21 protein-coding genes are annotated in these 20942 nt (G+C 64.1%); 7 read left to right on the top strand and 14 right to left on the bottom strand.

The annotated features are described in order from the left end of the window. Positions 1-89: 89 nt before the first annotated feature. The 8 genes from V1280_RS32815 to coxB form a co-directional block, all read right to left on the bottom strand. Positions 90-854 carry an SURF1 family protein gene (locus V1280_RS32815; RefSeq protein ID WP_334534291.1) on the bottom strand — a complete coding sequence of 255 codons (765 nt, stop codon included), beginning with the start codon at positions 852-854 and terminating at the stop codon, positions 90-92. Further along, the gene (locus V1280_RS32810) at positions 851-1252 is read right to left on the bottom strand and encodes a DUF983 domain-containing protein (protein ID WP_334534288.1); all 402 of its coding nucleotides are present in this window, start codon (positions 1250-1252) and stop codon (positions 851-853) included. Before V1280_RS32810 ends, V1280_RS32815 begins: the two co-directional genes overlap by 4 nt. A 96-nt stretch (positions 1253-1348) precedes the next feature. Then, positions 1349-2245, bottom strand: coding sequence for a cytochrome c oxidase subunit 3 (locus tag V1280_RS32805; protein ID WP_148770118.1), 897 nt, complete (start codon positions 2243-2245; stop codon positions 1349-1351). A gap of 63 nt (positions 2246-2308) precedes the next feature. Continuing rightward, positions 2309-2956 (bottom strand): cytochrome c oxidase assembly protein, encoded by a 648-nt coding sequence (locus V1280_RS32800; protein WP_334534282.1) that lies wholly within the window; start codon positions 2954-2956, stop codon positions 2309-2311. A 5-nt stretch (positions 2957-2961) separates the two neighbouring features. Further along, the gene (locus V1280_RS32795) at positions 2962-3126 is read right to left on the bottom strand and encodes a CoxF protein (RefSeq protein ID WP_148770122.1); all 165 of its coding nucleotides are present in this window, start codon (positions 3124-3126) and stop codon (positions 2962-2964) included. A gap of 7 nt (positions 3127-3133) precedes the next feature. Further along, positions 3134-4078: a heme o synthase gene (locus V1280_RS32790; protein ID WP_334534277.1), complete on the bottom strand. Its 945-nt coding sequence runs from the start codon at positions 4076-4078 to the stop codon at positions 3134-3136. A 61-nt stretch (positions 4079-4139) separates the two neighbouring features. Further along, a complete protein-coding gene (ctaD, locus tag V1280_RS32785) occupies positions 4140-5768 on the bottom strand; it encodes a cytochrome c oxidase subunit I (protein WP_334534274.1) in 1629 nt (542 codons plus the stop codon). An 87-nt stretch (positions 5769-5855) separates the two neighbouring features. Next, on the bottom strand, positions 5856-6710 hold the full coding sequence (gene coxB, locus V1280_RS32780) for a cytochrome c oxidase subunit II (RefSeq protein ID WP_334534272.1): 855 nt from the start codon (positions 6708-6710) through the stop codon (positions 5856-5858). A gap of 448 nt (positions 6711-7158) precedes the next feature. Between coxB and V1280_RS32775 the strand changes: the two genes are divergently transcribed. The 5 genes from V1280_RS32775 (at position 7159) to V1280_RS32755 (ending at position 11141) form a co-directional block, all read left to right on the top strand. Continuing rightward, complete coding sequence (locus tag V1280_RS32775; RefSeq protein ID WP_334534269.1) at positions 7159-7707, top strand: invasion associated locus B family protein; 549 nt, start codon at positions 7159-7161, stop codon at positions 7705-7707. Positions 7708-8007: 300 nt separating this feature from the next. Beyond that, positions 8008-9435, top strand: coding sequence for a metalloprotease TldD (gene tldD, locus V1280_RS32770; protein WP_334534267.1), 1428 nt, complete (start codon positions 8008-8010; stop codon positions 9433-9435). Further along, positions 9432-10208, top strand: a complete 777-nt coding sequence (gene lepB, locus V1280_RS32765; RefSeq protein WP_334534264.1) for a signal peptidase I — start codon at positions 9432-9434, stop codon at positions 10206-10208. The genes tldD and lepB overlap by 4 nt, the downstream gene beginning before the upstream one ends. Positions 10209-10218: 10 nt before the next feature. Then, on the top strand, positions 10219-10566 hold the full coding sequence (locus V1280_RS32760; RefSeq protein WP_334534261.1) for an MmcQ/YjbR family DNA-binding protein: 348 nt from the start codon (positions 10219-10221) through the stop codon (positions 10564-10566). Between the two features lie 8 nt (positions 10567-10574). Beyond that, positions 10575-11141, top strand: coding sequence for a nucleotidyltransferase family protein (locus V1280_RS32755; protein ID WP_334538474.1), 567 nt, complete (start codon positions 10575-10577; stop codon positions 11139-11141). Between the two features lie 105 nt (positions 11142-11246). Here V1280_RS32755 and V1280_RS32750 read toward each other — a convergent pair whose 3' ends face one another. The 3 genes from V1280_RS32750 to V1280_RS32740 all read right to left on the bottom strand — a co-directional run bounded on the left by V1280_RS32750 (position 11247) and on the right by V1280_RS32740 (position 13927). Continuing rightward, positions 11247-11825 carry a PAN domain-containing protein gene (locus V1280_RS32750; protein WP_334534258.1) on the bottom strand — a complete coding sequence of 193 codons (579 nt, stop codon included), beginning with the start codon at positions 11823-11825 and terminating at the stop codon, positions 11247-11249. Between the two features lie 134 nt (positions 11826-11959). Then, a complete protein-coding gene (locus V1280_RS32745; protein WP_334534255.1) occupies positions 11960-13330 on the bottom strand; it encodes a glutamate--cysteine ligase in 1371 nt (456 codons plus the stop codon). A 99-nt stretch (positions 13331-13429) separates the two neighbouring features. Further along, positions 13430-13927 (bottom strand): MarR family winged helix-turn-helix transcriptional regulator, encoded by a 498-nt coding sequence (locus tag V1280_RS32740; protein ID WP_148770144.1) that lies wholly within the window; start codon positions 13925-13927, stop codon positions 13430-13432. Positions 13928-14053: 126 nt separating this feature from the next. Here V1280_RS32740 and gstA point away from each other — a divergent pair, with 126 nt between their 5' ends. Both gstA and V1280_RS32730 read left to right on the top strand, forming a co-directional pair. Continuing rightward, entirely contained in the window at positions 14054-14668 is a 615-nt protein-coding gene (gene gstA, locus V1280_RS32735) for a glutathione transferase GstA (RefSeq protein WP_334534250.1), read from the top strand. A 224-nt stretch (positions 14669-14892) separates the two neighbouring features. Beyond that, positions 14893-15201, top strand: coding sequence for a hypothetical protein (locus tag V1280_RS32730; RefSeq protein ID WP_334534247.1), 309 nt, complete (start codon positions 14893-14895; stop codon positions 15199-15201). Positions 15202-15656: 455 nt separating this feature from the next. Here V1280_RS32730 and V1280_RS32725 read toward each other — a convergent pair whose 3' ends face one another. Genes V1280_RS32725 through V1280_RS32715 form a run of 3 tightly spaced genes read right to left on the bottom strand, consistent with a single transcriptional unit; the run spans position 15657 to position 20940 of the window. Then, complete coding sequence (locus V1280_RS32725; RefSeq protein WP_334534244.1) at positions 15657-17873, bottom strand: FAD-dependent oxidoreductase; 2217 nt, start codon at positions 17871-17873, stop codon at positions 15657-15659. A gap of 19 nt (positions 17874-17892) precedes the next feature. After that, positions 17893-19101 (bottom strand): acetyl-CoA C-acetyltransferase, encoded by a 1209-nt coding sequence (locus V1280_RS32720; protein WP_148770150.1) that lies wholly within the window; start codon positions 19099-19101, stop codon positions 17893-17895. A 48-nt stretch (positions 19102-19149) separates the two neighbouring features. After that, positions 19150-20940, bottom strand: coding sequence for an acyl-CoA dehydrogenase C-terminal domain-containing protein (locus tag V1280_RS32715; protein WP_334534238.1), 1791 nt, complete (start codon positions 20938-20940; stop codon positions 19150-19152). Positions 20941-20942 lie beyond the last annotated feature (2 nt).

Genomic DNA, 20942 nt, shown 5'->3' with positions numbered 1-20942 from the left:
CGGAAAAAATTCAGAGGCGGCTTAAGATCACCCTCGTGAATATGCGCTGAATAATAAAGACCGGGCGATACCGGGTTCCCTCCGGGAACTTACGGACCGACTTCGCTCTTTCGCCGTCCGCTCACCCAGACCGCAAATGCGATCAGCACCGCGCCGGCAAGCGCGAACCAGGTGATCGCGTATTGCAGATGATCGTCTTTCAAATTCACGTCCAGCGGACCGGGGCGCGGAATGTTGTTCTCGGGCGCGGGCTGCTCGAGGTCGACGTAGAACGGCGCGACCGCGCCCCAGCCAAGCGCGCTCGCGATCGCCAGATGATCGCGCACGAACCACAGCCGCTTGTCGCGATTCTCGGCCGGCGTCAGCCATCCCGATGCTTCGGGAAAGCGCAGATAGCCGGTGAGCGCGACCGGGCCGCCGGTGACGAGCTTCTTCACCGCACGATCCTCGACGCTGCGCTCCTGCATCGTGTTCTCGACGAAGCCCGCATCGATCACCACGATCTCGCCGCTCGGCAGCCGTGCCGGCAGGAAGGCCCAGGTGCCGGGGCCGGAGGCATCCTTGCGCACGGCGGAGCCGGACGAATAGACCATCGCATCCGGCGCAGCCGCATAGGCTGCGGTGAAGCTGACGCGGCGAAATTCATCGCGCGCTGGCGTCAGCGCGGCCCATTGCGCTGGCGGCGGCAGCGCGACGGGTGCGGCCGCGAGACGCTCGGTGAGTGCGGCGATCAGTTCGTGCTTGGCGGTGCGGCGCTGCAATTGCCAGACACCGAGCGCGACGAAAACCGCGGTCAGCAGAACCGTGAACAGCATGAAGCCGGCCACGCGGGGCTTGCGTGCGGCCTCGTTCATTTCGCGCGGTCGACCAGCCGGCCAGGTGCTGCCTTGTGGTGAAATTGCAGCGCGATGAGCAGCGATTTCATGGAGCGTAATGGCAGAAGCGTGGTTGCGAGGATCAGCGGCAGCCACAGCACGGCATGCAGCCAGTACGGTGGCTGATATTTGACCTCGACGACGAGCGCGCAGCCGACCACGATCGCGCCGGCGAGCATGATGATGAAGATCGCCGGACCGTCACCGGCATCGATGAAGGCGTAGTCGAGGCCACAACGGTTACAGGAGGGTGCGAGCGTCAAGAAGCCCGCATAGAGCTTGCCCTCACCGCAGCGCGGGCATTTGCAGGCGAGCCCGCGCAGTGCGCTCTGCAGAACGGTGGGCTGGGTCTCAGGCGTGCCGGCGGTTTCGTTCATGACGCGCAAGTCTATCACAGTTTCAATTGGGCCTCGGCCACCGGAAAGTAAAAGGGCGGCCGTGCGGCCGCCCTTTCGAGATCGATTGGACGCAGCTCAGTGCGCGCCGTGGGCCATGGCCTCGGCGCCGTGTCCCCAGACATAGATACACAGGAACAGGAACAGCCACACCACGTCGACGAAGTGCCAGTACCAGGCGGCGAACTCGAAGCCGAGATGCTGCGTCGGCGTGAAATGGCCGGCATAGGCGCGGAACAGGCAGACCAACAGGAAGATGGTGCCGACCAGCACGTGGAAACCGTGGAAGCCGGTCGCCATGAAGAAGGTCGCACCGTAGACGTTGCCGCCGAACGAGAACGCCGCGTGGCTGTACTCATAGGCCTGCACGCAGGTGAAGGTCGCACCCAGGAGGACGGTGAGGATCAGGCCGTACTTCAGGCCCTGGCGGTCGTTCTCGAGCAGCGCGTGATGCGCCCAGGTGACCGTGGTGCCGGAGGTGAGCAGGATCAGCGTGTTCAGCAGCGGCAGATGCCAGGGATCGAAGGTCTCGATGCCATGCGGCGGCCAGGTGCCCGGCACCGAGCAGGCGCCGGCGGCGGTGCCAAGGCCGCAGCCGAACACGGCGTCGCGGGTGGCGTGGACGGCATCGGCCGGAAACAGCGCAGCGTTAAAATAGGCCCAGAACCAGGCGACGAAGAACATCACCTCGGAGGCGATGAACAGGATCATGCCGTAGCGATGGCTGATCTGTACGACCCTTGTATGGTCGCCCTTGTACTGGGCTTCCTTGATCACATCGCCCCACCAGCTCGCCATGGTGTAGAGCACGCCGACGGTGCCGATACCGAAGATGATCGGCGCGGCAGAGACCATGTGGTGCATCCAGGTGATCGCGCCGACCGCCATGATGAAGGCCGAGATGGAGCCGACCACCGGCCACGGAGAGGGATCGACCAAGTGGTAGTCGTGATGCTTGCCTTGCGCGGTAGCCATTGCGGTCTCTCTCCTCAATCCCGTGCCTGTCCGGCACTTATCCCCTTATTCCAACCCTGAGCGTCAACCCGGCGGCTGGAGATTTCCCTTGCGTTTGTCGTCATCGCCGGATGCGAGCGGCTTCACCACCGGATCCTTCACCGGATAGAACGTGTAGGACAGCGTGATGGTGCCGAGCCCATCATTGTCGTGGTCGTCGACGATCGACGGATCGACGTAGAACACCACGGGCATCTCCCGCTTCTCGCCGGGCGCCATGGTCTGCTCGGTGAAGCAGAAGCAGTTGATCTTCTGGAAATAGGACCCGACCGTCAGCGGCGCGACGTTGTAGGCGGCTTGGCCCGCAGTGGTGCGCGCGGCCTGGTTGGTCACGGTGTAGTAGATGGTGGTGACCTGGCCGATATTGACCTCGACCTCGGTCTGCTCAGGCTCGAACTTCCAGGGCAGACCGGGCGCGACGTTGGAATCGAAACGCACCGCGATCTTGCGTGCGATCGGGCCTGTGGCCGGCGCAGAGGTCGCGACCTGGGTCGTGCCGTTGAAGCCGGTGGCGCGGCAGAACCAGTTGTAGAACGGCACCGCCGCATAGGACGCGCCGACCATCAGCGCGACGACGCCGCCACAGATCGAAGCGACGAACGCGTCGCGACCCAAACCACGGCGCACCGCCTTTGGGGTCACGTCCTGCGATATGGTCGGCTCTCGATCCATTTCTCTCACATTGGCCGAACTAGAACCGCCGGTCCCTTGACCATGGTGACGGCGAAAAACAGGATGACGAGAACACCGAGCGCAAGCGCGATCGCGATCGAGCGCTGACGACGGCTCTTCTGCTGCGCCTCGGTGAGGACGATTCCATCTGGCTCGGGTTTGTCAGCCATGCGAGCCTCATGCGCCCCCGACCATCGGAGCAACCGCGCGGTACACGACCTCGGCCAGCAAGGTCGCAAACAGCGCGAACAGGTAAAGGATCGAGAAGGCAAACAGTTTTCGCGTCGCGCGCAACGACTGGCTGCGCTCGCGGCGGATATAGACGTTGATGGCGAGCACCAGCATGCCGGCGCCGAGCACCAGCGAGGTGACGCCGTAGATGGCATCGAAATAGCCGAGCGCCCAGGGCGCGGCAGCCACTGCGATCAGCACGATGGTGTAGAGCAGGATCTGGAGACGGGTCGCGTCGGGGCCGGCGACATTGGGCAGCATCGGAATGCCGGCGCGGGCATAGTCGTCGGAGCGGAACAGCGCCAGCGCCCAGAAGTGCGGCGGCGTCCAGAAGAAGATGATGGCGAACAGCAGCAGCGGCTCGACGTCGACCGTCCCGGTGACGGAAGCCCAGGCCACCACCGGCGGCAGCGCGCCGGCGGCGCCGCCGATCACGATGTTCTGCGCGGTCCGGCGCTTCAGGCCCATCGTGTAGATCACGACGTAGAAGAAGATGGTGAAGGCGAGCAGCGCGCCTGCGATCCAGTTGACGAGAATGCCGAGCGTCATCACCGAGAAGAAGGCGAGCGTCATGCCGAACGTCATCGCCTCGGGCCGGGTGATGCGGCCGCGCGGGATCGGGCGGTTGGCGGTGCGCGACATCTTGGCGTCGATGTCGCCCTCGAGTGCCATGTTGAGCGCGCCGGAGGCGCCGGCGCCGACCGCGATGCAGAGCAGCGAGGTGATCGCGAGCACCCAGTGGAAGCGCCCCGGCGCCATCGCCATCCCGACCAATGCGGTGAAGATCACGAGCGACATCACCCGCGGCTTGAGCAGCGCGAGATAGTCGCCGACCTCCGCCTCGGAGATGCGGGGATTGATGTGGATGGCGTTCTGGTCGAGGACGGACACTAATTCAACTCGCTTCGTTATAGAGCCGCGGCGCCCGTCACGGGCGCCGCGGGAGTTATGATTACTGCACGCGGGGCAGCACTTCGAACTGGTGGAAGGGCGGCGGCGACGGCAGCGTCCACTCCAGCGTGGTGGCGCCCGCACCCCAGGGATTGTCGCCCGCCGGGACCTTCTTCATGAAGGCGTCGAACACGCAGTAGAGGAAGATCAAGACGCCGAAGCCGGAGATGTAGGAGCCGAGCGACGAGATCAGATTCCAGCCGGCGAACGCATCCGGATAGTCGACGTAGCGCCGCGGCATGCCCGACAGGCCGAGGAAGTGCTGCGGGAAGAACACCAAATTCACGCCGACGAAGGTGAACCAGAAGTGCGCCTTGGCCAGCGTCTCGTTGTACATGTAGCCCGACATCTTCGGGAACCAGTAGTACCAGCCCGCGAAGATCGCGAACACCGCGCCGAGCGACAGCACGTAGTGGAAGTGGGCGACGACGTAGTAGGTCTCCTGCAGCACGCGGTCGACGCCGGCGTTCGCCAGCACGACGCCGGTGACGCCGCCGACCGTGAACAGGAAGATGAAGCCCACCGCCCAGATCATCGGCGCGCGAAAATCGATCGAGCCGCCCCACATCGTGGCGATCCACGAGAAGATCTTCACGCCGGTCGGAACCGCGATCACCATCGTGGCGGCGACGAAATAGGCCTGCGTCGCCGACGACATGCCGACCGTGTACATGTGGTGCGCCCACACCACGAAGCCGATGCCGCCGATCGCGACCATGGCGTAGGCCATGCCGAGATAGCCGAACACGGGCTTGCGCGAGAAGGTCGAGACGATCTGGCTGATCATGCCGAAGCCGGGCAGGATCAGGATGTACACCTCGGGGTGGCCGAAGAACCAGAACAGATGCTGGAACAGCACGGGATCGCCGCCGCCGTCGGGCGCGAAGAACGTCGTGCCGAAATTGCGGTCGGTGAGCAGCATGGTGATCGCACCGGCGAGCACCGGCAGCGACAGCAGCAGCAGGAACACCGTCACCAGGATCGACCACACGAACAGCGGCATCTTGTGCAGGGTCATGCCCGGCGCGCGCATGTTGAAGATCGTGGTGATGAAGTTGATGGCGCCGAGGATCGACGAAGCACCCGCCAGATGGAGCGACAGGATCGCGAAGTCGACGGCCGGGCCCGGGTGACCGGTGCTCGACAGCGGCACATACATGGTCCAGCCGGCGCCGACACCGTTCGCGCCGGGCTCGCCCTCGACGAAGGTCGACATCAGCAGCAGACCGAACGAGGCCGGCAGCAGCCAGAACGAGATGTTGTTCATGCGCGGGAACGCCATATCAGGCGCACCGATCATCAGCGGCACGAACCAGTTGCCGAAGCCGCCGATCATCGCGGGCATGACCATGAAGAAGATCATGATCAGGCCGTGCGAGGTCACGAACACGTTATAGGTGTGCGTTTCGTGGAATATCTGCACGCCCGGATACATCAACTCGGCACGGATCGCGATCGACATCGCGGCACCGATGATGCCGGCGATGACCGCGAAGATCAGGTACATCGTGCCGATGTCCTTGTGATTGGTCGAATAGACGTAGCGCCGCCATCCGGTCGGATGGGCGTGCTCGTGGTCATGTCCGTGGTCTTGCGCGTGATCGCCGTGTGCCGCTGCGCTCGTTGCCATTGTCAAATCCTGCCTTGCGTCCCATTCGGACCTTTGGAGGTCCCGCCCTTTATGTCGCTTTCAGTCCCTCAAGCCGTCACCCGGCGCTTACTGCGCCGGGCCGGCCGCGGAGGCGAAAGTGCTGGTGCCGCCGCTCGCATATTTCTTTTTCGCCGTTTCAACCCAGGAGGCGAACTCCTGGTCGCTCACCACGCGAATGGCGATCGGCATGAAGGCGTGGTCCTTGCCGCAGAGCTCCGAGCACTGGCCGTAGAACATGCCGGTCTTGGTGGCCTTGAACCAGGTTTCGTTCAGGCGGCCCGGAATGGCGTCGATCTTGACGCCGAAGGCCGGCAGGGCGAAGGCGTGGATGACGTCGGCACCGGTGACCTGAACGCGAATCACCTTGTTGACCGGCACCACCAACTCGTTGTCGACGCCGAGCAGCCGGGGCTGCTTGTCCTGGGCCATCAGCGAGTCGAACTCGAACTTGCCGTTGTCAGGATAGGCGTAGGACCAGTACCACTGCTTGCCGGTGGCCTTGATGGTCAGGTCCGCCTTCGGCACGTCGAGCTCGAGGAACAGCAGCCGAAACGACGGCACCGCGATGCCGACCAGGATCAGCACCGGCACCAGCGTCCACGCCACCTCGATCAGGGTGTTGTGGGTGGTCCGCGACGGCACCGGATTGGCCTTCGAATTGAACTTCACCACCACGACCACGAGCAGCGCCAGCACGAACAGCGTGATGACGATGATCAGTACGGACAAGAAGTCGTGGAACCAGACGATGTTGTCCATCACCGGAGACCCGGAGGCCTGCAGGTGCCATTCCCACGGCTCCGGCTGCCCGAGCTCGGCAAATGCCGCGCCGCCCGTCGCCAGCGTGATGCCAGCCGCCACCAAGGCGATGGTGGCCAATCCCAGCAAATGCCGGCCCACCCGACTCTTCGACATCCTCATGCCGCTCGCGCTCCCCTTACGAAATCACCCCGAGTGCATTGCCCTATTTCTGGGAAATGCTTATTCGACCCGCCCGTCCGACAAACCGCCGCGCAAGAATACCTCTAAGAGGAATTGGGGCCAGATCGCTCAAACGCCGAAATCAAGCCTCTCAAACCATAATTCTTGATCTATCGCAATGCAGTCTTCGGCTCGGTCTGCCTGCCATCACCCGCAAGATATTTCCCAGCAACATCAGACAAAAATGCCGTTTCCCGGGATGCCGCCGCTTGACAGCGGAATTGCCCGCGGTAGGCACTGACGGACAGTTGCGCAGGAACCTGATTCGTGCCGGCAGTGGCGGGCCAAGGCGGCGCGGGATTTGCTTGGGAATTGCCTTCAAGACGCCGTCATTGCCGTATCAGTCCACCAGCGCAAGCGACCCAGGCGAGCAGAGGGACCGACCCCGATGGGGCTTTCGAGATGCATGGCAAGGCCGGCTGATGGCCTCAAGGCGCTGATCGGCCTCTTGGCCGCCGCCCTTCTCCTTGCATTGCCGGGCGTTTTCCTACCAAGCTTGGCCCATGCGCAGGGCGCGGTGCGCTCCGTCCATGGCGACTGGCAGATCCGCTGCGACACCCCGCCGGGCGCCCAGGCCGAGCAATGCGCCCTGATCCAGAGCGTGGTGGCGGAAGACCGCTCCAACGCCGGCCTCACCGTGATCGTGCTCAAGACCGCCGACCAGAAGAGCCGCCTGATGCGCGTGGTCGCCCCCCTGGGCGTGCTGCTGCCCTCCGGCCTCGGGCTGAAGCTCGACAACCAGGACGTCGGCCGCGCCGGCTTCGTCCGCTGCCTGCCGAATGGCTGCGTCGCCGAGGTCGTCATGGACGACAAGCTGCTCGGCCAGCTCCGCAGCGCCAAGACCGCGACCTTCATCATCTTCGAGACGCCCGAGGAAGGCATCGGCTTCCCGCTCAGCCTGAACGGGCTCGGCGAGGGCTATGACAAGCTGCCGTAGGCTGGCTACAACAATCCGGACGTTGGTCCCGTCATCCTGAGGTGCGAAGCTTGCGATGCAGAGCATCGCAAGGTGAGCCTCGAAGGATGAACGGCCGAGCTGCCAGCCGGGCCGTCGCCCTTCGAGGGCCGCTGAAGGAGCGGCCACCTCAGGGTGACGGAGATGGATTGATGCTTGCGGCCAGCGTTTTCAACAACATCCTTGGCGCACCTATCGTTTCCGTAATGTGACGGCCCGCCCCTCGCGGAACAACCGGGAAACCATTATCTTGCCCCACATCATCGGATAATGGACGGACGCATGACCAATCCTGCCACAGCCTCCCTGCTCGACCGCGCCAATCTCGACCGCGACCAGGTTAGCCACGAGCTCGCGCGTGGCCTTGCCGGTGCCGACGACGGCGAATTGTTCCTGGAGTACAGCCAGACCGAAGCGCTGATGTTCGACAATGGGCGGCTGAAGCAGGCGACCTATGACACCTCGCAAGGGTTTGGCCTGCGCGCGGTCAAGGACGATGCGGTCGGCTATGCGCACTCCTCCGATGTGTCGCTCCCGGCGCTGATTCGCGCCGCCGACGCAGTCGCAGCCGTCCGCGGCGGCTATTCCGGCAGCTTTGCCGCCCCGCCGGCGCATACCAACGTGCGGCTTTATAGTGACGACAATCCGCTGGACGCGCCCGGCTTCGAGACCAAGGTCAAGCTGCTCGCCGAAATCGACGCTTATCTGCGCGACAAGGATCCGCGGGTGCGGCAGGTCAGCGTCAGCCTGGGTGCGACCTGGCAGGTCGTCGAGATCCTGCGGCCCGACGGCGAGAGCTATCGCGACATCCGTCCGCTGGTGCGCGTCAACGTCTCCGTCGTCGCCGGCCAGGGCGACCGCCAGGAGAGCGGCAGCAAGGGTTATGGCGGCCGCGCCGGCTATGCCGAATTCATCGAGAGCAAGAACTGGCGCGACGCCGCCGACGGTGCGCTGCGCGAGGCGCTGGTCAATCTGGAATCAATTCCGGCGCCTGCTGGCGAAATGGACGTCGTGCTCGGCGCCGGCTGGCCCGGCGTGATGCTGCATGAAGCGGTCGGTCATGGCCTCGAGGGCGACTTCAACCGCAAGAAGACGTCGGCGTTTGCCGGCCTGATGGGCCAGCAGGTCGCGGCCAAGGGCGTCACCGTGGTCGACGACGGCACCATTGCCTCGCGCCGCGGCTCGCTGTCAATCGACGATGAGGGCACGCCGACCAATCGCACCGTGCTGATCGAGGACGGCATCCTGGTCGGCTACATGCAGGACCGCCAGAACGCGCGGTTGATGAACATGAAGCCGACCGGCAACGGCCGCCGCCAGGGCTATGCCCATGTGCCGATGCCGCGCATGACCAACACCTACATGCTCGCGGGCGACCGCGACCCGGCCGAGATTCTCGCGTCGGTGAAGAACGGCGTGTTTGCCGCGAATTTCGGCGGCGGACAGGTCGACATCACCTCGGGCAAATACGTCTTCCAGTGCACCGAGGCCTACAAGATCGAGAACGGCAAGATCGGCGCGCCTCTGAAGGGCGCCATGCTGATCGGCAACGGGCCGACCGACCTGCATCGCATCCGCATGATCGGCAACGATCTCGCGCTCGATACCGGCATCGGCACCTGCGGCAAGAATGGCCAGGGCGTGCCGGTCGGCGTCGGCCAGCCGTCGCTGCTGATGGAACGCATTACGGTGGGTGGAACGGGCGCATGAGCGTTGAAAAAGTAACTGTCGGCACCAAGCGAAAGAGCAGCGGCTGGGCCGGTCAGCTCGTACAGCTCGCCGGCATCGTCGCCGCCGTCTTCATCGCCAAGGGCGCGCTGGCCGAACCGTTCTACGTGCCGTCGGGCTCGATGGAGCCGACTTTGTTGATCGGCGACGCCCTGCTGGCTTCGAAATTCCCCTATGGCTACGGCACCTCATCACTGCCGATCCAGATCAACCTGCCGGAAACCGGCCGCGTCTTCGCGGAAACGCCGAAGGCAGGCGATGTCGTGGTGTTCCGCTGGCCCGGCGACCGCTCGCAGGCCTGGGTCAAGCGCGTCGTGGGCCTGCCCGGTGACCGCATCCAGATGCGACAGGGCCAGCTCTTCATCAACGACCGTCCCGCCGAATTGAAGCCGGATGGCGTTGGTGCCGCCGAGGATGACAATGGCAGCAGCGAGCCCGCCTACCGCTATGTCGAGACGCTGCCGAACGGCGTCAAGCACCTGATCTTCAAGATGCGGGACAACGGTCCGCTCGACAACACGCAGGAAGTGACGGTGCCGGCCGGACATCTGTTCGTGCTCGGCGATAACCGAGACAACTCCGCCGACAGCCGCGTGCCGCTGCGCTCCGGCGGCGTCGGCCTGCTGCCGGTCGACAATCTCGTCGGCCGCGCCGATGCCGTGCTCGGCTCCTGGGATCTCGGCATGCGCGGCCAGCCGGTGTGGACCTGGCTCTCCGGCTTCCGCCTCGCGCGGTTCTTCACCGCCGTGCACTGAGCTGATCCTCATGACCTTCGACGACGTCAGAAAATTCGCGCTGACGTGGCCGGAGGTCGAGGACGGCACCTCCTACGGCACGCCGGCGCTGAAAGTGCGCAAGAAGATGCTGGCGCGCCTGAAAGAGGATGGCGACAGCCTGGTGATGCCGGATGTCCCGATCGACGAGCGGGCGATGCGGGTCGAGAGCCAGCCGAAAATCTTCTATTTCACCGATCACTACGCCGACTATCCGATCGTGCTGATCCGCCTGTCCAAGGCCAGGCGCGCGATCGTCGAACCGTTTCTGCGGCGGCGTTGGCGCGCGCTGGCATCGAAGGCTGCGCGGGCGAGTTATGACGCGCGCGAGGGCGCGTGAGTGGCACAATGGACGAGGTGCGCTTCCTTGCGTTGGCGCTGAAAAACCCGATCAACGTTGCGATCATCGACGAGCTCCACCGCCTCGCGCTGCCGGATGCGTGGCTCGTCTCGGGATGCCTGGTGCAAACGGCATGGAACGTCCTCACCGGCCGCGCCATCGATCATGGCATTGCCGATTACGATATATTCTACTTCGATCCCGACACGTCCTGGGACGCGGAAGACGCAGTGATCCGCACGCTGCAAGCGCGGCTCGGTCATCTCGGCGTCAAGATCGAGACCCGCAACCAGGCGCGCGTGCATCGATGGTACCCGGCCAAGCACGCCCTGCCCTATCCGCCCTTGATGCGCGCGACTGACGGCATCGACCGCTTCCTCACGCAGAACACGCAAGTGGGCGTGAGGCGCTCGGGCGATGGTCACGAGGTTTACGCGCCGCATGGGTTCGACGACGTCGAGAGATTGATCGTGCGGCCCAATCCGGGCTTGAATTTTTCCGTGGCGAACTACGCAGAGAAGGCGGCGCGGTGGAAGGGGCTGTGGCCAGAGCTTACGGTCGTTGCGGCAGAATGAGATCCTGTAGGGTGGGCAAAGCGAAGCGTGCCCACGACTTCTTGCAATATCTGAAAAATCGTGGGCACGGCGCTTTGCGCCTTTGCCCACCCTACGGCACCTTGCCTATCTCACCACACCCGACGTGAACCCCGCCTTCCTCCGCGGTGGCTTGATGTCCTTTTTCAGGAAGCAGCGCGCTTCGCGGCCGGTATAGCCGGGACGGGCATAGGTGAAGGCGCGGCATTTGTTGTCGGCGGTGCAGGCGGCCTTGCAGACGTCCTCGCCTTCGCCTTCCTTGAGGTCGAAATTACGCAAATCGCCGCCGGGGCGGTCGATCGAGGTCTCCACGCCCTCGACGCGCGGCTCGATCACGCCGGCGCCGCGCACGCCGGAGATACAGCAACTACCCGGCACCCGCGGCGGCACGGTATTCTTGAGCCAGCACACTGCGGCGGCGCCGTCGATGTCGGGATAGCTGAAACTCCACGACCGGCATTTGCGATCGCGCTCGCAGAGCAGCGCGCAATCCTCGGGATCACCTGACGTGACCGGCGTGTTGAAATAATCCCCGCCGGGCCGGTCGAACGCCGTTTGGGCGCGCGCAGGCCCGCTCGCAAACACGAGCGACAGCAGCGTGACGCAAGCCACGACGCTGGCCAAGACCTTGGCCATGACGGCCCCAGGCAGGCGGCGCTTCCCCATCGAAACAGCTTTCGAGTTATTGACGGCGCTCAGGTTTTTCGGCCGGTCATTTGATCGCCGCAAACCTGTATGGGCGATGAACGGCCTAAAACCCGGTCGTTGGACTATTTGCCTGGAGCGGGACGGAGATGGCTCTAGAACGCATATTCCGCGTAGGCCGGTTCCACCGAGCCCTTCCAGGCGCCGTTGAACTTCTCGAGCATCTCTTCGGCCGGGGTCCGGCCGGAATCGATGATGCGGTCGAGCGGCTCCAGATGCCGGGTCTCGTCGCGGCCGATCGCGTCGATGCGGCCGCGGCGACGCAGGCCCGCATGTGCCAGAACGAGGCATTCCTTGGCGATCTCGAACAGATAGCGGTCCTTGATCCGCGCCTTGAAGCCGAAGCGCGGCACGTCGTCGCGGAGCGCCTGACGCTGAGGCGCGGTCCAGTGCTTCACCAGATCCCAGGCAGCGTCGAGCGATACGTCGTCATAGAGCAGCCCGGCCCAGAACGCCGACAGCGCCGGCAGACGGCCCCACGGGCCGCCATCGGAGCCGCGCATCTCGAGGTAGCGCTTCAGCCGCACTTCCGGGAAGATCGTCGAGAGATGGTTGGCCCAGTCCGACAGGGTGGGACGCTCGCCGGGCAGATTGTTGTTGCGGCCGTCGAAGAAGGCGCGGAACGAGGAGCCCGCCACGTCGATATAGTCGTCGCCGCGCTTGACGAAATACATGGGCACGTCGAGCGCGTAGTCGACATAGCGCTCGAAACCCATGCCGTCCTCGAACGCCCACGGCATCATGCCCGAACGCGCATTGTCGGTGTCGCGCCAGATCTCGGAGCGGAAGGACAGGAAGCCGTTCGGCTTGCCTTCGGTGAAGGGCGAGTTGGCGAACAGAGCGGTCGCGACCGGCTGCAGCGCCAGCGAGACGCGCAGCTTCTTGACCATGTCGGCTTCGGACGAGAAGTCGAGATTGGTCTGCACGGTGCAAGTCCGGTACATCATGTCGAGGCCGTATTGACCGACCTTCGGCATGTAATTGGTCATGATCTTGTAGCGGCCTTTGGGCATCACCGGGATGTCCGCGCGCGACCAGGACGGCGTCATGCCGAGCCCGAGGAAGCCGATCCCAAGCGGGGCTGCGATCTCACGCACCTGCGCCAGATGCGCCATCAGCTCGCTCTGGGTCTGGTGCACGTTCTCGACCGGCGCGCCGGAGAGCTCGAACTGTCCGCCGGGCTCGAGCGAGATCGCGCCGCCGCCGGTGACGTCGTAGAGACCGATGATGTTGCCCTTCTCCATGATCGGCTCCCAGCCGAGCAGGAGTTTCATGCCTTCGAGCAGTGCGCCGATGCCGCGCGCGCCCTCATAGGGCACCGGACGGTGGCCTTCGAGCGTGAACGGCGTCTTCTCGTGCTCGGTGCCCATGCGGAATTCGGACGGGTCCTTGCAGCCTTCCTCAAACCACGCAACGAGCTCGTCGCGCGATTGCAGCGGCGTCATATCGATCTGGTCTCGCGCCATATCAAACTCTAATCAGAAGCGCTTCGATCGAATGCGCGCGGGTGACGGGATGGCCCGCGAACCCACCGGGGGGCGCGGACGTGCTGGTTTGCCGCGCGGTCATCGCGACGGCGAGGTTTCGTTGACGTTGACGACGGGCGGCAGTTTCATCTCGCCGCACGCGCAACCCAGGCGGTCGAGCAGACCGCTGAGCTTGACGGCATCGGCATCGGACAGTTTCGAGCCGACATATTTCTCGATCGCGGCCGAATAGGCGCCCCACATCCGCTTCTGCAGCTCGCGGCCAGCCTCGGTGATCTCGACGAATTGGCCGCGTTTGTCGATCTTGCATTCGCGCCGGGAGGCGAGCCCCTCGTCGACCAGGCGGTCGATCAGGCGCGAGGTGGAATATTGCGGGATCAGCATCTGCCGTTCGAGTTCCACCGGGCGCAGCTCTCCGCTCGGCGCGCGCGACAATTCGAGCAGCGCGTCGTACCATGCCAGTGGCGGGAACCCGGCCTTCTTCAGATCCTGCTCGACGCAATCGAGCACACGGCTCTGCACCCGCATCAGGCGAATCCAGGCACTGGTTGCCTCGGTCGATGGTTTGCGTTTCATGGTCCCGCTCAAACTGTTCGCCCGCTTCTTACCCCACTCGATGCACCTGCATCAATCTTGACTATTGCATGCAGGCGCATGTAGGCGTTCTTTCGCCCCAACCAAGCATCAAGAGGAGGAAATTCCATGAAACTGTATTACTCGCCCGGCGCCTGCTCGCTGTCCCCCCATATCGCGCTCCTGGAGGCCGACCTGCCCTATGAGCTGGTCAAGGTCGATCTCCGGGCCAAGAAGCTCGAGAATGGGGACGACTATCTGAAGGTGAATCCAAAGGGTCAGGTCCCCGCGCTGGGCCTCGACAGTGGCGAGATCGTGACCGAAGGCCCGGTCATTGTCCAGATGATCGCCGACAAGGCCCCGGCCAGGGCGCTGGCGCCCGCGCGCGACAGTTCCGAGCGCTACAAGCTGCTCGAATGGCTGAACTTCCTCACCTCCGAGGTGCACAAGAGCTTTGGCCCGCTGTTCGCACCGGCCCTGAACGACGACGCCAAGGCGTTCTTCAAGGACCGCGTCATGGGCAAGCTGAAGCACGTCGACAGCGAGCTCGCCGGCCGCGACTACCTGATGGGCAAGCAGTTCTCGGTCGCCGACGGCTATCTCTTCACGATGCTGACCTGGGCCGACCGGATGAAGTTCGACCTCTCGGCGATGCCAAACCTCACCGCCTACAAGGCCCGTGTCGCCGCACGGCCGAAGGTGCAGGAGGCCTTGAAGAAGGAAGGGCTGGCGCAGGCCGCGTGAACGCTCGCAACACTGAGCAAGCCAAAAGGCCGGATCAACGATCCGGCCTTTCATATCGGCTGTAAGGCGACGCCGGCGCGAAACCCTTTCGCCGGATTACCTCTTATTAGACTTATGAACTACTGTTCGCCGAATGTAAGTAGTGCTGTCTTGTCAGTACCCGCAAAGCGGGCGAGCTTGACGTAATTGATTGAAGAATTTTCGGACTCGCATCGGGGTTGAACTTGACGATTGCCTTCGTCCTGATCGTTGCAAGCGCATTGGCGGGAATAGCGACAGGCTGTGTTTTCAGGATCTGGGCGCTGGTCGTGCTTTCGCCCTTTATCGCAGTTTTCGCGGCGATCATTCTTCGCGTTTACGACTTCGGAATGATGGCGGGCGTGACTGTCATTGCCATCTGTCTTGCCGCCTCCCAGCTCGCCTACTTCGCGACAACCTATCTGCGTTACGCGCGGGACGTCTCACCGCATGACGAAGTCGACGGCGAGCCAGACGAGATAGGCGAGCAGAAAATCCGCCGCGAGCACAAGTAACGCCAACGCCGCCCAAAGCACGGGCCCCTGCGACGCAGACGCGCCGGCTTTCGCGCCGGCAGAATGCGGCCGAGCGCAGGCGTAACAGCATATTTCGCGGAGACATCGCGACCGAGCGCGGTCTTCCGCAGCACCAAAGAGTTCATCAAGGACACTTTCTTATTTCGTCTTCAACTTGCCGATGGAGCGGCAAGTGTCCCAACAGGTTCGTCACCCGACTGGTTAGCAAGAGTAATGCCAAGGGCGAGCAAAAGAACGGCGCCGCTTTGACGCGCCTATGACAATTGCGCGACAGGACGGCACGCAACTCTGGCACGGCTTCTACGTGGAATCTGTGACGGGTTCCACAAACCGGGAACATCTTGACGTAACCGTGATGGGGGCGCGAACGTGAAAAAGGCCGGATCGACGATCCGGCCTTTCGTATTCTCCATCCGGGCTACGAGATCAGACAATCAGGCAGCGGCCGCCTTCTTCGGCGCGAAGCGGCCGTAGAAAGTTTCACCCTTCGCGGCCATCTCCTCGAGAAGCTTCGGCGGTGTGAAGCGCGAGCCGTATTTCGCCTCGAGCTTGTGGCAGAGCTCGACGAACTTCTTCGTGCCCATGAAGTCGATGTAGGATAGCGTGCCGCCGGTGAACGGCGCAAAGCCGAAGCCGAGGATCGAGCCGACATCCGCCTCGCGCGGATCAGTGATGACGTGATCCTCGACCGTGCGCGCGGCTTCGACCGCCTGCACGACCAAGAAGCGCTGCTTCAACTCCTCGATGTCGAGCGTGTCAGGATCGAGCTGCTTCGGCTGCAGCGCGGACAGGCCGGGCCACAGGCTCTTCTGACCCTTGCCCTTCTCGGGGTAGTCATAAAAGCCCTTGCTGTTCTTGCGTCCGAGACGGCCCTGCTTCTCGACCAGCTCCACCATCAGCTTCTTCTGATCGGGGTTGATGCCGTTGGGGCCGAGATCGGCTTCGGTCGCCTTCATGATCTTGAGGCCGAGGTCGAGCGCGACTTCATCCGAGAGCGAGAGCGGGCCGACCGGCATGCCGGCCATCTTGGCGCAGTTCTCGATCATCGCCGGCGGCACGCCTTCGAGGAACATCTCGTTACCTTCGGCGACGTAGCGGCCGACGCAGCGATTGGCGAAGAAGCCGCGGCTGTCGTTGACCACGATCGGCGTCTTGCCGATCTGCCGGACGTAGTCGAGCGCGGTCGCGAGTGCGACATCGCCGGTGTTCTTACCCTTGATGATTTCGACCAGCATCATCTTCTCGACCGGCGAGAAGAAGTGGATGCCGACGAACTTGCTCTGGTCCTTGAAGCCCTCGGCGAGCGAGGTGATCGGCAGCGTCGAGGTGTTCGACGCAAAGATCACGTCGGGCTTGAGATATTCCTGCGCCTTGGCAAAGGTCTCCGCCTTGACCTTGCGATCCTCGAACACGGCCTCGATGACGAGGTCGACGTCCTTCAGCGCGGCATAGTCCGCGGTCGGCGTGATGCGTGCGAGCAGCGTCTCGGCGTCGGTCGGCTTGGCGCGGCCCTTCTTGATCTGATCTTCGATCACCTTCTGCGCGTGCGCCTTGCCCTTGTCGGCGCTTTCCTGGTCGCGATCGATCAGGACGACGTCGAGGCCGGCACGGGCCGAAACGTAGCCGACGCTCGCGCCCATGAAGCCGGCACCGATCACGGCGATCTTCTTTACCTTGGTCGCGGGCACGCCCTGCGGACGGCGCGCGCCCTTGTTGAGCTCCTGCATCGACAGGAACAGGCTGCGGATCATCGCGGCCGCCTCCTTCGAGCGCAGCACCGAGGTGAAGTAGCGCGACTCGACACGCAGTGCCGCGTCGATCGGCAGCTGCAGGCCTTCATAGACGCAGCTCATGATCGCGCGCGCGGCTGGATAGTTGTCGTAGGTCTCGCGGCGATAGATCGCGTTGCCGGCCGGGAACATCATCATGCCGGCCTTGGAGAACACGGGGCCGCCGGGCAGCTTGAAACCCTTCTCGTCCCATGGCGCGACAGCCTTGCCGCCGCCCTTGATCCAGTCCTTCGCCGCCTTGACGAGGTCGGCTGCCGGAACGATGGCGTGGATCAGATTGAGCTGCTTGGCCTTGTCGAGCGTGACCGGGTCGCCCTTGAGCAGAATCGTCATCGCGTCCTGCGGCGGTACCAGGCGCGGCACGCGTTGCGTGCCGCCGGCGCCGGGGAACAGGCCGACCTTGACCTCGGGCAGTCCGAGACGCGTCTTGGGATTCTCGGCCGCCACGCGATAGTGGCAGCACAGCGTGATCTCGAACCCGCCGCCGAGCGCGAGGCCATTGATCGCGGCCACCCACGGCTTGCCGGAGGTCTCGATCGAGCGCAGCACCTGCGAGAAGCCCCGGCTCTGGTCGAACAGCATCTGGTTCGCCGCAGTCTCACCCTGCTCCTTGAAAACCTCGGCGTAGGCCTGGTTCATGCCTTCGAGCATCGACAAATCGGCGCCGGCGCAGAACGCCTCCTTGGCGGAGGTGATAACGACGCCCTTCACCGCGGCATCAGACGTGGTCGCCTTGACGATCGCATCGAGCTCGCTGGTCGAGGTCTCGTCGAGCACATTCATCGAACGGCCCGGGATGTCCCAGGTGACGAGCGCGATGCCGTCGGAATCGGTCTCAACCTTGAAGTTCTTGTAAGCCATGTTGGTTGCTCCCCTACCCTTAGACGCGCTCGATGATGGTCGCGGTGCCCATGCCGCCGCCGATGCACAGCGTGACCAGGGCGGTGGACTTGTTGGTGCGCTCAAGCTCGTCGAGCACGGTGCCCAAAATCATCGCGCCGGTGGCGCCGAGCGGATGACCGAGCGCGATGGCGCCGCCATTGACGTTGATCTTGGCGTTGTCGATGTCGAAGGCCTGGATGTAGCGCAGCACGACCGACGCAAAGGCTTCGTTGAGCTCGAACAGGTCGATGTCCGACTTCTTCATGCCGGAACGCGCGAACAGCTTCTCGGTGACGTCGACGGGACCCGTCAGCATCATCGCCGGCTCGGAGCCGACGTTGGCAAAAGCGCGGATTTTTGCGCGCGGCTTGAGGCCGTACTTCGCGCCCGCCTCCTTGCTGCCAAGCAGCACCGCACCGGCGCCATCGACGATTCCGGACGAATTGCCGGCGTGGTGCACGTAATTGACGCGCTCGATCTCCGGGTGTGACTGTACCGCGACGCCGTCGAAGCCGCCCATCTGCGCCATCATCGTGAACGACGGCTGCAGCTGCGCCAGCGACTGCATCGTCGTCGAGGGACGCATGTGCTCGTCCTTGGCGAGGATGGTGAGGCCGTTGATGTCCTTCACCGGCACCACCGACTTGTTGAAGCGGCCCTCGTCCCAAGCCTTGCCGGCGCGCTGCTGGCTCTGCACGGCATAGGCATCGACGTCGTCGCGCGAGAAGCCGTATTTGGTGGCGATCAGGTCAGCCGAGACGCCCTGCGGCATGAAGTATGCGGGGACCGCCATCGACGGATCCATCGGCCAGGCACCGCCGGAGGCGCCGATGCCGACGCGGCTCATCGATTCGGCGCCGCCGCCGATCACGAGCTCATGCTGGCCGCTCATCACCTGGGCTGCGGCAAAGTTCACGGCGTCGAGGCCGGAGGCGCAGAAGCGGCTGATCTGCACGCCGGGGACAGCCTCGCCGAGACCTGCCTTGAGCGCAGCGAAACGTGCGATGTCGGAACCGGCTTCGCCGACCGGATCGACCACGCCGAGCACGACGTCATCGACGGAATCTTCCGGCAGATTGTTGCGGTCCTTCAGCGCCTTCAACGGCACGGTGGCGAGCGCCAGCGCGGTGACTTCGTGCAGCGCGCCGTCCGCCTTGCCGCGGCCGCGGGGGGTGCGAACGTGATCGTAGATGAATGCCTCAGGCATGACGCCCTCCTGATCTGTTGTTCGAATTTTGATAGCGCGGAAGCAGGCTCAGAACGCTTCCGCCGGCAGTTCCATGATGGTGGCGCAGCCGGACTGGATGCGCGCGAGATTGGCCGCGGTCTCCGGCAGCATCCGCTCCATGAAGAAGCGGCCGGTCACGAGCTTGGTCGAGAGATAGGGCGTCGCCCCGCTGGCGGCAATCTTGGCCTGCGTCACCTTCGCCATCTTCGCCCACATGTAGCCGAGCGCGACGAAGCCGAAGAGATGCAGGTAATCCGTTGCAGCGGCACCGGCATTGTCCGGCTTCGCCATCGCGTTCTGCATCAGCCAGGTCGTGGCCTGCTGGAGATGGCCGAGCGAGGCCGAAAGCGGGGTGATGAAAGGCTTGAGCGCTTCGTCGCCGCCGTTCTCCTTGGCGAAGGCCATGACCTCGCCGAAGAACGCCATGATGGCGCGGCCGCCGTCGCGCGGCAGCTTGCGGCCGACGAGATCGAGCGCCTGGATGCCGTTGGCGCCTTCATAGATCATGGCGATGCGGGCATCGCGCACGAACTGCTCCATGCCCTGCTCGGCGATGTAGCCGTGGCCGCCATACATCTGCTGCGCCTGCACCGCGTTGGCGAAGCCATAGTCGGTGAGGAAGCCTTTCAGCACGGGCGTCATCAGGCCCATGTGATCGTCGGCCGCCTGGCGGTCCTTGGGATCCTCGGAGCGATGGGCCACATCGCTCTTAAGTGCGGTCCACATCACGAAGGCGCGCGCGGCCTCGTTGAAGGCGCGGATCGAGAGCAGCGTGCGGCGCACGTCGGGATGCACGATGATCGGATCGGCCGGCTTGTCCGGCGCCTTCACGCCGGTGAGCGAACGGCCCTGGATACGCTCGCGCGCATAGGCGACTGCGTTCTGGTAGGCGACCTCGGACTGCGCGAGGCCCTGAACAGCGACGCCGAGACGGGCCTCGTTCATCATCACGAACATGCCCTGCATGCCCTTGTTCTCTTCGCCGATCAGCCAGCCGGTGGCGCTGTCGTAGTTCATCACGCAGGTCGAATTGCCGTGGATGCCCATCTTGTGCTCGATCGAGCCGCAGACCACGCCGTTGCGCTGCCCCGGCGAGCCATCGGCATTCACCAGAAATTTCGGCACCACGAACAGCGACACGCCCTTGATGCCGGCGGGTGCGCCCTCGATGCGGGCGAGCACGAGGTGGATGATGTTCGGAGCGAGGTCATGCTCGCCGGCCGAGATGAAGATCTTGGTGCCCGTGATCTCAAAGCTGCCGTCCGCCTGGCGCACCGCCTTGGTGCGGAGCATGCCGAGATCGGTGCCGCATTGCGGCTCGGTCAGGTTCATGGTGCCGGTCCACTCGCCGGCCACCATCTTCGGCACGTAGGTCTGCTTCTGCTCCGGCGTGCCATGAACGATCAGCGCCGCGGTCGCGCCCATGGTGAGGCCGCCATACATCGAGAACGCCATGTTGGCGGAGATCTGGAATTCGTTGACCGCCTGGCTCAACGCCACCGGCAGGCCCTGGCCGCCGAACTCGGTCGGCGCCGACAGGCCGAGCCAACCGCCTTCAACGACCTGCTTGAACGCGTCCTTGAAACCCTTGGGCGTGGCGACGCTGCCGTCATCGGCGCGCTTGCAGCCTTCGAGATCGCCGACGCGATTGAGCGGCTGGAGCACCTCTTCAGAGAGCTTGGCGGCTTCGCCCAGGATTGCTTCGCGCACGTCGCTCGATGCATCGGAGAAGCCGGCGAGATTGTCGTAGCGGTCGATCTGGAAGACGTCGTTGAGCAGGAAGTTCACGTCTTCGACGGGGGCTTTATAGATCGGCATGG

This window comes from Bradyrhizobium sp. AZCC 2230, from assembly GCF_036924495.1.
GTDB lineage: Bacteria > Pseudomonadota > Alphaproteobacteria > Rhizobiales > Xanthobacteraceae > Bradyrhizobium > Bradyrhizobium rifense.
This window is presented reverse-complemented; position numbering and strand designations above follow the sequence as displayed.

Excerpts from the sequence above, each read along its gene's own strand:
- V1280_RS32800 (WP_334534282.1), bottom strand. The coding sequence starts at position 2,956 with ATGGATCGAGAGCCGACCATATCGCAGGACGTGACCCCAAAGGCGGTG.
- ctaD (WP_334534274.1), bottom strand. The coding sequence starts at position 5,768 with ATGGCAACGAGCGCAGCGGCACACGGCGATCACGCGCAAGACCACGGA.
- V1280_RS32720 (WP_148770150.1), bottom strand. The coding sequence starts at position 19,101 with ATGCCTGAGGCATTCATCTACGATCACGTTCGCACCCCCCGCGGCCGC.
- V1280_RS32755 (WP_334538474.1), top strand. The coding sequence starts at position 10,575 with ATGGACGAGGTGCGCTTCCTTGCGTTGGCGCTGAAAAACCCGATCAAC.
- lepB (WP_334534264.1), top strand. The coding sequence starts at position 9,432 with ATGAGCGTTGAAAAAGTAACTGTCGGCACCAAGCGAAAGAGCAGCGGC.
- V1280_RS32725 (WP_334534244.1), bottom strand. The coding sequence starts at position 17,873 with ATGGCTTACAAGAACTTCAAGGTTGAGACCGATTCCGACGGCATCGCG.
- V1280_RS32810 (WP_334534288.1), bottom strand. The coding sequence starts at position 1,252 with ATGAACGAAACCGCCGGCACGCCTGAGACCCAGCCCACCGTTCTGCAG.
- V1280_RS32750 (WP_334534258.1), bottom strand. The coding sequence starts at position 11,825 with ATGGGGAAGCGCCGCCTGCCTGGGGCCGTCATGGCCAAGGTCTTGGCC.
- coxB (WP_334534272.1), bottom strand. The coding sequence starts at position 6,710 with ATGAGGATGTCGAAGAGTCGGGTGGGCCGGCATTTGCTGGGATTGGCC.
- V1280_RS32745 (WP_334534255.1), bottom strand. The coding sequence starts at position 13,330 with ATGGCGCGAGACCAGATCGATATGACGCCGCTGCAATCGCGCGACGAG.
- V1280_RS32740 (WP_148770144.1), bottom strand. The coding sequence starts at position 13,927 with ATGAAACGCAAACCATCGACCGAGGCAACCAGTGCCTGGATTCGCCTG.
- V1280_RS32775 (WP_334534269.1), top strand. The coding sequence starts at position 7,159 with ATGGGGCTTTCGAGATGCATGGCAAGGCCGGCTGATGGCCTCAAGGCG.
- V1280_RS32795 (WP_148770122.1), bottom strand. The coding sequence starts at position 3,126 with ATGGCTGACAAACCCGAGCCAGATGGAATCGTCCTCACCGAGGCGCAG.
- V1280_RS32715 (WP_334534238.1), bottom strand. The coding sequence starts at position 20,940 with ATGCCGATCTATAAAGCCCCCGTCGAAGACGTGAACTTCCTGCTCAAC.
- V1280_RS32805 (WP_148770118.1), bottom strand. The coding sequence starts at position 2,245 with ATGGCTACCGCGCAAGGCAAGCATCACGACTACCACTTGGTCGATCCC.
- tldD (WP_334534267.1), top strand. The coding sequence starts at position 8,008 with ATGACCAATCCTGCCACAGCCTCCCTGCTCGACCGCGCCAATCTCGAC.
- V1280_RS32815 (WP_334534291.1), bottom strand. The coding sequence starts at position 854 with ATGAACGAGGCCGCACGCAAGCCCCGCGTGGCCGGCTTCATGCTGTTC.
- V1280_RS32760 (WP_334534261.1), top strand. The coding sequence starts at position 10,219 with ATGACCTTCGACGACGTCAGAAAATTCGCGCTGACGTGGCCGGAGGTC.
- gstA (WP_334534250.1), top strand. The coding sequence starts at position 14,054 with ATGAAACTGTATTACTCGCCCGGCGCCTGCTCGCTGTCCCCCCATATC.